Here is a 13,878-nt window from a genome sequence, read left to right as displayed (position 1 = left end):
CCGAACCTGGAGTTCCCCGCTCCGTGATGAGGGAGCGGGTACGCGCCGCCATCCAGCCCATATCCACCGGATTTGAGCTGGCAGACACATCAAGAGGCGTAATGGCACCGGTTCCTCGCGTATACCTTCTCGTCTTGCTCACCGCGCTCGGCCCATCCGGTAGTGCTGGGCCGACGCGACTTTGTCGAGGCTGCTCCCACCCTCCCCGGCGACTCCCGGCTCAGGCTGCCTCCAGCTTCACCCCGCCGCTACGACGGCGAAGAGATGGACGGTCTTTCACCTCCATTCGGACAAACAGCGCCTCGTGGCGCACTAAGGCTCGTGCAACCAGGTACACGCGATCACGTTAGGTCAGGTGGTGGGCACGGCAATACTGGATAGGGCCCCCGTTCCGCCGGGTCTTCCGCTCAGCGGCGGGGAGCTGCTGACCAGGCTCGATGCGATCGGATGTGCCCGGTAGCAGCTTCGTTGACGGCAGGCCGATTCAGCGGATCCGCCTGGCCGCCCTACCGCCCAGGTGCAGGAACGCGACCTCACCCGCGTCGTCTCGCAGGAAGCGGCCGACGGCACGCTGCGGGTCGGCGGCGATCGTCACGTCGTCACAGCCCTCGACCAGCGCGAGCGGCATGTCGGGCATGCCCTCCACACCCGCGGCCACCAGTTCGGGTCGCAGCACGAATCGCGCCGTCAGACCCTCGTCGACCTCGAAGGTCCACTGCCCCGCGTCGTAGCTGCCCGCGTACTCCGGCGCGGGTTCGCGCAGCGCCAGCCGTACGGCCTGCGGCTTGGCGTCGAGCAGATGCTCCAGGCACCAGTCGGTCACCAGCTTGCCCAGCACCTTGCCGGGCGCGGAGTTGGTGAGCGTGGTGACGGCGAAGCCGCGCTCGGGCACCAGCACGAACGTGGACAGCTGCAGGTTGCCGATGTTGCCGCCGTGCGTGACCAGCCGCACGCCCGCCTGCTCATCCAGCAGCCACGGCAGCCCGATGCCGGTCCACGGCACGCCGACCCGGACGTGCTCCGCCTGCATCAGCTCCCTGGTGGCGGCTCCGACCGGCTCCTCGCCGCTCGCACCCAGGTGGAAGGCGGCGTAGCGGAGCTGGTCGCGCACCGACGACACCAGCCCGCCCTCGGGCATGCCTTCGCGGAACAGCCCCCACGTGTGCGCGACCTGCGGGCCGTCCTCTCCTACGGCGTGCCCGACGGCGTGCGACCGCGTCGCGGCCTCCCAGGGGAAGAAGAAGCTGGAGCTCATGCCCAGGGGTTCGAGCACGATCCGACTGACCGCGCTCTCGTACGGCTCGCCGCACACGACCTCGATGACCCTGCCGAGCAGCCTGAACCCGGCGTTGTTGTAGGAGGCGAGCGCGTCGGGCGGGAAGAGCTGGGGCAGCTGGTCGTAGGTACCGATCGAGGCGGCCAGCGCGCCGGTGTCCCAGCTCTCGCCGTCGTCGATATCGCCGAGGAATCCGCCGGTGTGGGTGAGCAGGTGCCGGATAGTCAGCTCGTCGGCGGCCCGCTCGTCGGCGAGCTGGAAGCCGGGCAGATACTGGCGCACGCGCCCGTCCAGGTCGAGCCGACCGCGCTCGACGAGGTGCATGATCGCTGTCGCCGTGATCGTCTTGGTGGTCGACCCGATCTGGAACAGCGTGTCGCCCGTCACGGGGGCCGGCGCGTCGACGCTGGTGACGCCGGTGGTGAGGACGTGGTCCGCGCCATCGAAAAGCACGCCGACGGCGGCACCGGGGACATGGAGGGATTTCACCTTGCTGTCGAGCAGGCTCTGCAGATGGTTAAGGTCAGCCATCCGTTCATCCTGCTGACAGCGAGAGCGGTGGGCTTCGTCCGCCCGCACCATTTCCGTCGCGCTGTTCGTCCAGGAGTCAGGGACGCCACCGCTGGCCCGCCGTCTCCGGTCATGCATCCTGGGGTGCCGTTAAAAACCGCGCCACCAACCCCAAGCGGCAACATCTTCCCAGGCCGGGCGGGGTGTCCTCCGGAGAAGCGTCGACTCGCCAGGGCCGCCGCAGCTCTCACGTGTAAGCCATTGACCTGCATATTCTCGCTCGTTTGGGGCTGGTGGCGCGGTTCTTAACGGCGCCCCTTCCTGCGCTGGCAGGTGCTGCGGGGGGCCGGCCCCCTGAAGATCATCGCCCAGGACCCCTCGACCGGGCCGATCCCGCTGGCGGCCGCGCACGCCGCCGAGGGCCTGCAGAAGCTCCTCGGCATCGCCGGCACCGGGCAGGTGCCCGACGTGGAGGCGGTCAAGGAGGGGGTCACCGAGATGCGCGCGGCCCGCCAGTGCCTCGTCGACGCGATCGACAACGTCGACATCCTGCTGAAGATGCTCAGTGGCCTGTCGGTGTTTCTCGACAAGGACTGATGCGCGCCTGGAAGCCGCCGGACGCTTCGGACCCCCCTACGCGCGCACGCGTAGGGGGGTCCGGAAACTCCGGAAACTCCACCGCGGGGACCGCCGCCGCGGGGCGGCCGTGCGGTCACAGGCCGATGCCGCGTATGGGGTTGTCGCGCCACTTGTCGGCGGAGCGGATGTAGCCGTGCACGACGGGGGAGGTCTCCGACCAGCGGCCGTGCCGGGCGATCGCCGAGACCGGCGCCCCGTTCTTGGCGGCGGCGGTGGCCCCGCCGGCGCGCAGCGAGTGCGCGGTGTAGGTCTCGGCGCCCGGCAGGCCGGCCCGCGTCGCGGCGCGGCGCACGATGAGGTTCAGACCGTGCCCGCTGATCCGCGGGGCGGTCTTGCCCGAGGCGCCGGTGTGGCCGGTGGTGATGCGGCCGTGCCGGTCGATGCTGTGAGGGCATCGCATGGCTGGTATGCCGGTTGGTGGGCGCAGCGGGCTGGGTCGAGGGTGCCGCTGACCTCGCCGGATGCTCCACTTCGACGCTGGCGAAGCGATATCCGTTGGATTTTCCGCACCCCGACGACCTACGCGCGGCTGTCCTCCTTGGCGTCGGCGTCCTCACGGCCGCTGTCGTCCGTGATCTTGAGCTTTCGTACGGCGGGAGCCAGCACGAAGGGTAGGTGGGCCGCCGCGGTGCCGAGGCAGGCGATCCACAGGAGCTGGTGAACGGTGACGGCCTCGCCCAGCAGCCCGCCGATGACACCGCCGAGCGGCAGCGAACCCCACATGAGGAAGCGGAGGCTGGCGTTCATCCTGCCGCGCAGGGCCTCTGGGCAGATCGCCTGGCGGTAACTGCCCTGGGCGACGTTGAACATCACCCCGGCCAGGAAGACGAGTGCCATGCCGATCGGGTAGAGGGCGAGCCGCCAGCCGGGTCCGGTGAAGGCGACGAGCACGTTGAGCGGCAGCATGAGGACGGCTGTGCCCCACATCGTGGGGCCGTGACCGAAGCGGGCGATCACGCGTGGCGCGAGGAGCGCGCCGAGCAGGCCGCCGGCCCCCGCGCCCGAGATCATCAGGCCGTAGGCCGTCGCGCTCACGCCCAGCTCGTCGACCAGGTACAACGGCTGGACGATGGCCCAGATGCCGTTGATGAACATGTTCATGGCGCCGCCGAGGCCGATCAGGCGCAGGATGGGGTGGCCGAGCACGTAGCGCAGGCCCTCCATGAGGCTCACGCGCCCCCCGGAGGGAGTCTCCTTGGCCTTGACGGTCGCCAGCAGGGTGGCGGAGATCATGTAGCTCACCGCGTCGGCCACGATGGCGATGGGCGCCGTGAGCGCCTGCACGAGCCAGCCGCCGAGCCCGGGGCCGAAGAGCCCGGCGAGGCTGCGTACGGACTCCAGGGTCCCCATGCTCTTGGGCAGCTGCTCCTTGGTCACGATGGAGGGCAGGAAGCTCAGGTGGGCGACGTCGAAGAAGGCCGTGCCGATGCTGACGATCACGGCGACCGCGTAGAGCTGCGCCAGCGTGAGCGCGTCGAACAGCGCGGCGATCGGGATGGAGGCCAGGGACACCGCGCGCAGCACGTCGGCCGTCACCAGGATGGGCTTCCTGCGCAACCGGTCGACCCACACGCCGGCGGGCAGCCCGAAGAGGAGGAAACCGATCATCTCGGCGGCGCTGAGCAGGCCGATCTCGAACGGGCCCGCGTCGAGCACCAGCAGCGCGACCAGTGGGAGGGCCACGCGCGTGACCTGGGTGCCGAACTGGCTGAAGCCGTCGGCGGTGACGTAACGACGGAAAGCGGGGGGCATCTGATCGACCCTAGGGGTGTGTTGTGGCGCTCTGCGAAATTTCAGCGAGCGGCATCATCGGAGCAGGGGTATATCCGTTGGATTTTCGGCGATTACTGATCTTTAATTCGTGGTGTTAAGCGATCATGTGACCACGCCGGGTTGTCGTGGTACGCCCAGAACATGCGGTACGCGCAAGGCGGCGGGCTGACCGCCGGACAACGAGCCAAGCGCGAACAGGTACGGCTGCGCGCGGCCGAACTGTTCGCCCGGGACTACAGCGACGCCCAGGTGGCCAAGGAACTGCGGGTCAGCCGGATGTCGGCCAACCGCTGGCGCCGCGCCTGGGCCCGCGGCGGGGATGCGGCGCCGGCCTCCAAGGGCCCGGCCTCGCTGCCGGTGCTGGATGAGGCGCGCTTCGCCCGACTGGAGGCCGCGCTGCTGCGCGGCCCGGCCGCGCACGGCTGGAACGACCAGTACTGGACCCTGGCCCGCATCCGGAAGGTGATCGGCCGGATGTTCCACCTGAGCTACTCCTTGCCCGGGGTGTGGAAGCTGCTGCGGCGGCACGGCTGGTCATGCCAGGTTCCGGCGCGCCGGGCCATCGAGCGCGATGAGGGCGCGATCGTGGTGTGGAAGACGGAGGTGTGGCCGGCCGTGGAAAGGCCGCGGCGGACCTGGATGCCTGGGTCTGCTTCGAAGACGAGTGCGGCCGGACGCTGAGAGCACCGATCGCGCGGAGCCGGGCCCCGCGCGGCGCCCCGCCGGTGGCGCACGTGCCGGGGCGGCGCGCGGGCCGCATCTCGGTGGCCGCGCTGACCTGCTACCGGCCCGGTGAGCGTTCCCGGCTGCTGTAGCGGGTGCATGTCCATCGGCGGCGCAAGGATGAGAAGGCGAGCTTCACCTGGGCCGACTACCGCGACCTGATTCTCCTGGCACACCGGCAACTCAGCGCGCCGACCGTGCTGATCTGGGACAACCTGAATCGGCATACCTGCGCGGAAATACGCCGGTTCATCGCCGAGAGCGCCGACTGGCTGCGGGTCGTCCAGCTACCGGCGTATGCGCCCGATCTCCACCCGACAGAGGGCGTCTGGTCGCTGCTGAATCGCGGCGGGCCGGCCAACCTCGCGGTGAGTGGCCTGGATGAGCTGGTGCGAGTGGTCAAGCGAGGACTGAAGAAGATCCAGTACCGGCCGCATCTGATCGACGGTTGCCTGGCCGGGACCGGCCTGGTCCTCACGTCGCTGTAACTTCACATATTAAAACTCAGTAAGCGGGGTCCCAGTAGTAACGACACAGAAAACAACGGATATGCAGGTCAGCGGCCCGCCTTCCAAGTTGTTCCCGAAGGTCTTTAAGGAAGCTCTGACCTGCATATCCGTTGAAAGTCTCGCCGATACTACCGGGACCCCTGCTCGGACAGAGGACGCCCGAGATGTCAGACGTATGGCCGCGACCACACCGGCCGCGACCGTGCGCGAAGATCTGCGCGTCCAGGATTCCTCGGGTGACAGGTCTACTGACCGGTTCTCAGCGGCTCACGGCGGTCTGCTGGTCAATACGGGACAGCTTCTCGGGATTGCGCACGTGGTAGGCGCCGGTGACGTAGCCGTTCTCCACTCGCACCGCCACCACGCCGTCGATCTCGCCGTTGACGCGGACGAGCAGCCCCGGGCCGCCATTGATCTGCACCAGCTCGACGGACCTTTCCGCGTCGCGCTTCCACCAGCCGATGGCCAGCAGGCGAGCAACGTTGTCAGCCCCCACGATGGGCCGCAGCAGGGCATGCTTAACACCGCCGCCGTCGCTCAGGGCGACGACGTCCGGCGCGAGGATGTCGAGCAGGCTCTGCAGCTCGCCGGTTTCTACCGCTCGTTGGAAAGCTTGGAGGGCGGCTCGGTGCTCGGCCGGGGAGCCGGTGCCGCGTGGCCGGCGCGCGGCGACGTGTGCCCGTGCCCGATAGGCGAGCTGACGGACCGCGGACGGGCTCTTGTCGACGGCCTCGGCGATCTCGTCGTAATCCAGATCGAACACCTCGCGGAGCACGAACACCGCCCGCTCGATCGGCTGGAGCGTCTCCAGCACCAGCAGCATCGCCATGGAGACGCTGTCTGCCAACTCCACGTCCTCGGCGACATCAGGCGCGGTCAGCAACGGCTCGGGCAGCCACGGTCCGACGTAGGACTCCTTACGCCGGCCGAGCGTACGCAGCCGGTCCAGCGCCTGCCTTGTGACGATCCGCACCAGGTAGGCACGCTCCTCCCGAACGCTGTCAAGGTCGATGCCGGCCCATCGCAGCCATGTCTCCTGTAGGACGTCTTCGGCGTCGGCGGCGGAGCCGAGCATCTCGTAGGCGACGGTGAACAGCAGGTTGCGATGGGCGACGAACGCCTCGGTGGCGGGGTCCCCGCGGTCGGCACGGTCGAGCGGCCCCGGTGTGCCCGTCGTTCGTCCGCTGCGCTCACTCATGCCTGGCCCCTGCCTGTCCGCACTTAGCTCTACCACACGCACGAGACGCTGCTGCGGACCGTTTTGTAACACCTGCGATCAGTGGTCCACATCACATGTCAGGCGCTGTTACGGGGGGCGGATAGCCGACGTCTCATGGTCGTCAGGACGCCGCGCGAACGATCCGTGCGGCACGCGACACCACGAGTTGAGTTTGAGAAGGGAAGCCTCACCATGTCTGCACCCACGACGAGCGACCTCCGCTCGCGCATGCCCAACCCCCTCCCGTTCGTCCCCGAGATGGCAGAAGTCGCCGGAGGTTTGCACAAGGTCATCAAAAACGGCTCGATCCCGCTGGTCACCGTCCATCTGCTGCAGCTGCGCGCCGGGCAGATGCTCGGCAGCACGTACTTCACCATCCGGGAAACCGGCAACCTCCGCCAGGCAGGGGAATCGGAGGAGCGCATCACCGCCGTGACGACCTGGCGGGACGCCACCTGCTTCACCGACGCCGAACGGGTCGCGCTGGAGCTGGTGGAGGCCGTCCTCACCCATAACCCGTCCGGGGAGCGCGTCCCCGACGAGCTGTACGCCAAGGCGTCCTCGCACTACGACGACAAGGCGATGTGGACGCTCATCATGGCGATCGCCCACATCGGCTTCTTCACCCCCGCCGCGCTCATCGCCAAGCCGATCCCCGGCATGCCCCCCGGCCAGAACTACAGCGAGTAGGAAAGGGAACAAAGCATGAGCATCACCAAGGTCGCGGTGGCAGGAGCGACCGGGCGGCTGGGACGCCACGCCGTGGACGTCCTGGCTGAACGGGGGTACCAGGTCGTGCCGATGTCCCGAGCCACCGGCGTGGACATCATCACCGGTGAGGGCTTGGCCGAGGCGCTCACCGAGGTGGATGTCATCATCGACGTCGCCTCGTGGCACGCCTCCGAGCAGGAGGCGGCGACGGAGTTCTTCCGCACGTCGGCCCGCAATCTGCACGAGTACGGGCAGAAGGCCGGGGTCGCCCGGATCACCGTGGCGTCCATCATCGGCGTCGACAACGCCACCACCGGTTTCCTCACCGCCAAGAAGGCGCACGAGGAACTGCTCCTGTCCGGCCCGCTCGCCGTCCGTATCCTGCGGGCCGCGCAGTTCCACGAATTCGTCGGTCAGCTCCTGGACTGGCAGCAGGGCGACGTCGCCTACATGCCGGCCCTGCCCAGCCAGCTCGTGGCCTGCCGCACCGTGGCGGAGGAACTGGTCGACCTGGCCCTCGACCCCGCCCAGCCCGCTCCAGGAACGCCGATCCCCGAGATCGCCGGACCCCACAAGGAGACCCTGGCCGAGGCGGCCGCACTCCTCGGCGCCCGCCGGGGCATCAAGGTCGTCGGTGTCGACGGCTCCGGCATGCCCGATGCCGAGATCGCCGCCAAGGGCGGCTTCCTGCCCAGCCCGCACGCCAAGCTCGCCGGCCCCACTTTCCAGGAGTGGCTCGACATCCAACCCTGAGCCGGCCGAATGACCACGGCCTCACCTTTCTCTCGGAGCTCCACGGCCCGGAGCTCCGAGAGCAAGCCTTCCTCCGAACTTCGCTCGCCAGCGGCGTTCGGGGGCTCAGTTCGACGCCTGGACTCATCACCGCATCCCGGAAAGGGGCTCACTCATGCCCGTCACCACTATCGACACAACAACCGCACTCGTCCTCATCGACCTGCTGGCCGAGTCCCGCACCTGACGATCCCACACGATCACCAGATGAACGGACAGATGATGACGCAAACGCCGAAATTGCCGCTGCACCTGCGGCGGAACGGGTTCAACCCCGTCGAGGCACTGGCCCGGGCCCGCGACGGCGAGGGGGTGGTCCGGGTAGAGACGCCGTTCGGTCTGCCCGCGTACCTGGTCTGCCGCCACGAGGACGTTCACCAGGTGCTGTCGGATCCGGCCCGGTTCAGCAGTGCCCTGACGCCGTTCCCGGGATCCGGGCAGATGAACGCGGACGAGCTGGCCAAGATGCAGGCCGGACAGCTGATCGGGTTCGACCCGCCGGAGCACACGCGGTTGCGGCGGATGCTCACCCCGGAGTTCACGGTGCGGCGCCTCATTCCTGGCCGGACAGGTGGCGCGTGAAGGTGACGCCGGAGGGGACGGGCCGCCTGATCTGAGAGGAAGCAGACGGCGTCCCGGCGGGGGAGAACTGACCGCAGGCCGGAGGCGACCCCGAGCCCTGTACCGGACAGTGCGAGGGCACTGTCTGGTATCCACCTCAGAGGCGGCGCCGCACCGGAATCCGATCGGCCGCGCTGGTTCGCCTTCCAAGGGTCGTCGTGGGGCGTGGCGCAGCCCGTCGTCCCGCCGTTGGCCGCGTTGGCCGGTGGAGCAGTGGGCGCCGTCGGGGCCGGCGCCTTCCTGGTCGCGGGCATGGCGTTCTTGCTGGTACCGCTGATGCTGCGCCGCGCCACGATCTGACCGTCAACCGCCGGGAAGGGGTGGTTGATCGCTCGGCTCAGTGCTGGATGGCGGCCTTCGCGGCCACAATGATCAGCCCGAGGAGGAGGTTGACGACACCGGTGGTTGCGACCACCCGGCGGGGGGCGCCGGCTCTGACGATGGCCGCGGTGGCCCAGCCGGCCTGTTCAACGAGGGCGACGGCGAGCCCCAGCCACGCGGTGCCGCCAGATTCGAGCCCCAGGAAAGGACTCACTGCCACGGCGGCGGCCGGTGGGAGTGCGGCTTCGGCGATCGGCCACTCGTGGCCGGCCGCACGGCGGATCTGCTTCCAGGACAACTCATGATGGGCCAGCCGCTCGCCGACGAGGAGGGCGTAGACGTGGGTGGCCCAGAAGACCAGTCCAGTGACGAGCAACATGATCACGAGCTGCAGCCGTGGAAATGGGCCCAGCGTTCCTGCTGTGGCGATGACTGAGGCGGCGAGGAGCGCGCCGTAGATCGCGCCGGCATAGTTCCTTGGTGGAGCAGGCGGTTGGGCGCTGCGGCGTCTCATCCCCTCAGCATGTCGGGATGCCCACGGCTCACGCTGTCACCACGCCCGGCTGAATCCGGAGTCGAGGAACAGCGGGACAGCCATTGGCGATACCGGCGAGCAACTTTGGCCAACCGGACAGATTTTCCGTACTGTCCCGTTCCCGTGATGTCGTCTGCCCAGGTCAGCGCGGCGAGACCGCTACAGGAGTCAATCCGGCCCCACGCCGGGTACGGCCGTCCACAGCCGAAACCCAGCTTCTACCCTGTCGCCTGATCTGCGGTCTCCACCCGCAGGTCAGCAGCAGGTTCGTTGGATTCTGCTCCATTGCTACCGAGACCCCTCTCCGGGGCCGCCCAACCCAGGAAACGGAGAGCCGTGTGAGCTCAGCCGGCTCGGAGCGTGCTCTGCAGGTCGGCGATCCGCCCCTGACCGTCAAACTCCGCACGTAGATCTGATCCGCTGAAATGCCGGCCGGTAATGGCTGTCGCCGTCGTTTCGACGTGCCATCCCTGCTGGCCCAGGAAGCTTTCGACCACTGTTCGATGCTCGAGTTCGTACGTCGAGATGACCTGCCCCAGGACGGAGACGACACGTTCCGGCCGCACGGGCGCCAATACCACATCCGGCACGCTCTCCAGAAGCAGAAAAACAGCCCCGCCCGAGTAGGGGCCACGGTAGTAGCAGTGTCCGGTCAGGCCCGCCGCCAGCAGGGAGAGGAGATGCCCGTCGACACGGTCGAGAGGCATGGTCCCTTCGGTCAGCTCCGGGATGTGGTGCTGGCGCCCGTACTCTCGCAACCAGTTGGCCGCGCGCAGGAGACCCGGCGGGAAACCGCTTTGCGTGTTCGCCCACGCCCAGAGCCAAGTCTGGGCGCGCTCACCCTCCGTGCCCAGAAGCTGGATCGGGAATCTGAGGTCCTCACCGAACATGATCATTCCGGCGTCTGTGTCCACGAACCAACCTCGATCGCCGAGCAGGTCCATCAGGGACAACTGGCGTGCCATGGATGAGGCGACATGACGTGAGAGGTGTTGAAGCAGGTTGTTCAAAAGCTGGCCTTTCCCGTGGGGTCAGCAGGGCTGAGGGGTAGCGATCATCGCTTGGGCCGATGACCATGTTTTCCGCCGTGACCAGTCGCGATCGGATCCCGATCGAGAACCGGCCGACGTCGTTGACGCTTTCGCCCGCCGAAAAGCAGAGGAAGGGCCACCGCGGAGAGAAGTCACATGATGCCGTCACCACGCCACCGGGTCGTCCCCCTGCCGGATGAACGCCGATCCGCCGACGGGCGGGTGACACGTCACTGCGCGGAGCAAGTTGGTAGATAAACCGGAGTTACGGGCCAAGGCCGGCGAACCAGGGGTGCCACCGGAATACGGCAGAAACGGGCCACGGGGTGGCACAGCTGCTGGTCAGCGTTATGCGAGTGCTGCGTAGGCGGCGGAGTCGCCGAGGTGGCCGAGACGCCGGCCTGCGCTCTTGCCCGTAGTTTGATGTGGATCAGAGGGGGGTGGAGAGGTTGGGGTGTTGTGGTGAGGGCGCTGTCAGGGCGGTATGAGCTGCTGGAGCCGTTGGGGCGCGGCGGTATGGGGGTGGTGTACCGGGCGCGTGACCGGGAGCTGGAGCGGATCGTGGCGGTCAAGGTGCTGCCCGCGCAGATGCTGCGCGATGAGGACTTCCGGGCCCGGTTCCGCCGGGAGGCGCGGGCGGCGGCGGGCTTGTCGCATCCCCACATCGCGACCGTCTACGACATCGGAGAGAGCACCGATGGCGGGGATCCGGTTCCGTATCTGGTGATGGAGCTGGTGGAGGGCGGAACACTGGCCGATCTGCTGCGCCAGGCGCCGCCCACCGCCGCGGAGGCCGGGCGGATCGTGGCGGCCGTCCTGGAGGCGTTGGAGCACAGCCACGGGCGGGAGGTGGTGCACCGCGACATCAAACCCGCCAACATCATGGTCCACCGCGCCGGCGGCCGGGTGCGGGTGAAGGTGATGGACTTCGGGATCGCCAAGCTCATGTCGGAGACGGCCACCCGGCTGACCGCCACCGGGATGCGGATCGGCACCCCGTCCTACATGTCGCCCGAGCAGGCCGACGGCAGGCCCACCGACGCCCGCTCGGATCTGTACTCCACCGGATGCGTGTTGTACGAGATGCTCACCGGTCGCCCGCCCTTCACCGGGGACTCACCCGCCGTCGTGCTCTTCGGGCACCTGCACAAGGCCCCGCTGCCGCCTTCACAGCTGAACCCGGTCCTGGCCCCCTTCTGGGACCAGATGCTGGCGACCGCGCTGGCCAAAGACCCTCACCAGCGCCACCGGGATGCCGCGGCGATGCGCCAGGCCATCGAAACCGGCTTAGCCGCCCCCACCGCCCAGGCGCCTGCGCCGGCCCCGCCCCCCGCAACCGCACCGGCTACCCGGCTTCACGTCTCCCCACCTGTCGACCCGGCGCCCCCTGCACTGGCGCCCCAGGCGTCGGCCCTCCACGCACCCGGCTCTCCCGGTCTCGGGGATCGGTCCGCGCCCGCATCCGCACCGCGAGAGCACGTCGCTGCCGCGCCGCACCGGGTTCTGTCCCGCCGCCGCCTGCTCACCGGGCTGGGTGTCGCAGGTCTGGCCGCCGCCCTGCCGGCCGCCTACTACACCTTCACCCGGGAAGAGACCGCCACCCTCCGCGGCCAGCCCCTCGCCGGCCACACCGGCCGCGGGGTCTCCGCGGTGGCCTTCAGCCCCGACGGCAAGCTCCTGGCCAGCGGCAGCAGTGACGGCACCGTGCGGTTGTGGCAACTGTGAAGTGATTCCGATCGATGATCAAGCCTGCGGCCCGTTTCTGCCGTATTCCGGTGGCACCCGACTCACAGCTACTTTGCCCCTGGTGACGTCGACCCGAGCGGAGGGCCGGCAACGTCGACATCCTGCTCGGCATGCTGAGCGGCCTGACCGACCTGATCAGCCAGGACTGAGTCGGGGGTTCGGAGTGCGGCGGAACGAAAACGCAGGCCAAGCCCGTTCCCGCAGATCAACCGTGGCGTTGAATGCCTCTGGGGGGAGGCCGTTGAGCCTGCGACTACCGTCACGATGACAGATTCGCCCATCGGGCCGATCTTCGTAGTTTCAGTTCGGGGCACAGCGCCCCCGAAGGAGGCGGAGATGAAGGTTCTGGTCGTTGCGGCGTTGGCGTTGAGCGTGATGGCGAGCCCGGCGCAGGCAAAGGACGGTTGCGCGGACGCGCGCGAGGAGGTGTCGAGCATCAAGGGATGGGTGTCGCCCAACGCCTGCACGTTCATCGACAAGCAGATCAGGTTCGGCAAGGTGACCACGGAGAACCGGGTGCAGGCCTACGTGGACATGTGGGACGCCAACGCGACGCTCTGGGAGCCGGGCAAGGCCGGCGCGCCGCTGATGCAGGGTCTGGACACGATCAGGACGTCGATCGCGGGGTCGCTGGCCCTGGTGCCGGACTTCCGCTTCCGCGGCACGCGCGTCGCCGTGAACGGTCCGGCGGTGATGTTCGAGGCGGTCAACGAGGCCACGCTCAAAGGCCACAAGATCACCTATCCGGCGGTGTACCGGGTCCTGCTGACCGATGGCGGCAAGGTGATCCAGGGCCGCCGGTACTACGACCGTCATCTGTGGTTCTCCCCGCTCGACCCGAGCCTGCCCGATCTGTTCGGTGACGTCGCCGACAGCGGTCTGCCCGAGGAGGGAAGGCGACCGGTCATGGGCCCCGACGAGCTCGCCGCCCGGGCGCAGGCGTGGAACAGCGAGGACGCCGAGGTCCTCACGGCGCACCTCAGCGGCGCTCCGCTGTCGGCCCCCGGGCTGGGCGAGCGCGAGCTGCAGACAGGCGAGGGCAAGCGGGCTTACCTGGCGGCCTTCTTCGACCAGGTCAGCGACGTGAAGCTGCAGCCAGGCCAGGCCGTGCGGGTGCACGGTGCGACGTACGTGGAGTGGTACGGCACGGTCCTGCCGAAGGGGCAGAGCGAGCCGATGAGCTTCGGCATCATCGAGCGCATCGCGGACAAGGGTGGCGTCTCGACGCGGTGGCAGCTGTCCTTCGACCAGCTGCCGCTGATCGCCGACCAGACCAGGATCAACCAGCTGTACGGCCTGCTCAGGTGAGCGCGGCCGGCTCCGCCCGCGAGGTGATCCCCAGTTTGGGGGAAGCCTTGTAGGGGGGCAGACCAAGTACGGGAGAAAGGGGCAACGGCGGCGGGCACATCGGACAGGACTACAACTCTGTCAACTCTGTCCGGTTCCCGGGACGGCGTCTGACCAGGTCAACG

The 13,878-nt window shown here is 68.6% G+C and carries 12 protein-coding genes and 1 pseudogene; 7 read left to right on the top strand and 6 right to left on the bottom strand.

Features of this window, described 5'->3' with window-relative positions; all coding sequences use genetic code 11:
- Window positions 1-484: 484 nt before the first annotated feature.
- Window positions 485-1,807, bottom strand: coding sequence for a serine hydrolase domain-containing protein (locus tag J2S55_RS39460; protein ID WP_306871796.1), 1,323 nt, complete (start codon window positions 1,805-1,807; stop codon window positions 485-487).
- A 300-nt stretch (window positions 1,808-2,107) separates the two neighbouring features.
- On the opposite strand from J2S55_RS39460, the gene J2S55_RS39455 reads away from it, so the two are divergent.
- A complete protein-coding gene (locus J2S55_RS39455; protein ID WP_306875758.1) occupies window positions 2,108-2,383 on the top strand; it encodes a DUF6245 family protein in 276 nt (91 codons plus the stop codon).
- A 115-nt stretch (window positions 2,384-2,498) separates the two neighbouring features.
- On the opposite strand, the gene J2S55_RS39450 is transcribed toward J2S55_RS39455, so the two are convergent.
- The gene (locus J2S55_RS39450; RefSeq protein ID WP_306871794.1) at window positions 2,499-2,825 is read right to left on the bottom strand and encodes a site-specific integrase; all 327 of its coding nucleotides are present in this window, start codon (window positions 2,823-2,825) and stop codon (window positions 2,499-2,501) included.
- Window positions 2,826-2,944: 119 nt separating this feature from the next.
- Window positions 2,945-4,177: an MFS transporter gene (locus J2S55_RS39445; RefSeq protein ID WP_306871791.1), complete on the bottom strand. Its 1,233-nt coding sequence runs from the start codon at window positions 4,175-4,177 to the stop codon at window positions 2,945-2,947.
- 162 nt (window positions 4,178-4,339) lie between these two features.
- On the opposite strand from J2S55_RS39445, the pseudogene J2S55_RS48675 reads away from it, so the two are divergent.
- A pseudogene (locus tag J2S55_RS48675) lies at window positions 4,340-5,409 on the top strand (IS630 family transposase).
- Between the two features lie 280 nt (window positions 5,410-5,689).
- Here the strand turns inward: J2S55_RS48675 and J2S55_RS39430 are convergent.
- Window positions 5,690-6,628: an RNA polymerase sigma-70 factor gene (locus tag J2S55_RS39430; RefSeq protein ID WP_306871786.1), complete on the bottom strand. Its 939-nt coding sequence runs from the start codon at window positions 6,626-6,628 to the stop codon at window positions 5,690-5,692.
- Window positions 6,629-6,841: 213 nt separating this feature from the next.
- Between J2S55_RS39430 and J2S55_RS39425 the strand changes: the two genes are divergently transcribed.
- From J2S55_RS39425 to J2S55_RS39415, 3 genes are all read left to right on the top strand, one after another.
- The gene (locus J2S55_RS39425; protein WP_306871783.1) at window positions 6,842-7,339 is read left to right on the top strand and encodes a carboxymuconolactone decarboxylase family protein; all 498 of its coding nucleotides are present in this window, start codon (window positions 6,842-6,844) and stop codon (window positions 7,337-7,339) included.
- Between the two features lie 15 nt (window positions 7,340-7,354).
- Window positions 7,355-8,113 (top strand): SDR family oxidoreductase, encoded by a 759-nt coding sequence (locus J2S55_RS39420; protein ID WP_306871781.1) that lies wholly within the window; start codon window positions 7,355-7,357, stop codon window positions 8,111-8,113.
- A 246-nt stretch (window positions 8,114-8,359) separates the two neighbouring features.
- Window positions 8,360-8,734, top strand: coding sequence for a cytochrome P450 family protein (locus J2S55_RS39415; protein ID WP_306871777.1), 375 nt, complete (start codon window positions 8,360-8,362; stop codon window positions 8,732-8,734).
- A gap of 376 nt (window positions 8,735-9,110) precedes the next feature.
- Here the strand turns inward: J2S55_RS39415 and J2S55_RS39410 are convergent, their stop codons facing one another.
- Together J2S55_RS39410 and J2S55_RS39405 are read right to left on the bottom strand one after the other, a co-directional pair.
- Window positions 9,111-9,608: a hypothetical protein gene (locus J2S55_RS39410; protein WP_306871775.1), complete on the bottom strand. Its 498-nt coding sequence runs from the start codon at window positions 9,606-9,608 to the stop codon at window positions 9,111-9,113.
- 365 nt (window positions 9,609-9,973) lie between these two features.
- On the bottom strand, window positions 9,974-10,639 hold the full coding sequence (locus J2S55_RS39405) for a DUF6882 domain-containing protein (RefSeq protein WP_370879743.1): 666 nt from the start codon (window positions 10,637-10,639) through the stop codon (window positions 9,974-9,976).
- 483 nt (window positions 10,640-11,122) lie between these two features.
- Between J2S55_RS39405 and J2S55_RS39400 the strand changes: the two genes are divergently transcribed.
- Window positions 11,123-12,385, top strand: coding sequence for a protein kinase domain-containing protein (locus tag J2S55_RS39400; protein WP_306871771.1), 1,263 nt, complete (start codon window positions 11,123-11,125; stop codon window positions 12,383-12,385).
- A gap of 357 nt (window positions 12,386-12,742) precedes the next feature.
- A complete protein-coding gene (locus J2S55_RS39395; RefSeq protein WP_306871768.1) occupies window positions 12,743-13,714 on the top strand; it encodes a nuclear transport factor 2 family protein in 972 nt (323 codons plus the stop codon).
- The last annotated feature ends 164 nt before the right edge of the window (window positions 13,715-13,878 follow it).

Origin of the sequence: Streptosporangium brasiliense, from assembly GCF_030811595.1 — a bacterium.
Taxonomy (GTDB): Bacteria; Actinomycetota; Actinomycetes; order Streptosporangiales; family Streptosporangiaceae; genus Streptosporangium; species Streptosporangium brasiliense.
Note: the sequence above shows the minus strand (reverse complement) of the source record. Positions and strands in the feature narration are given on the sequence as shown.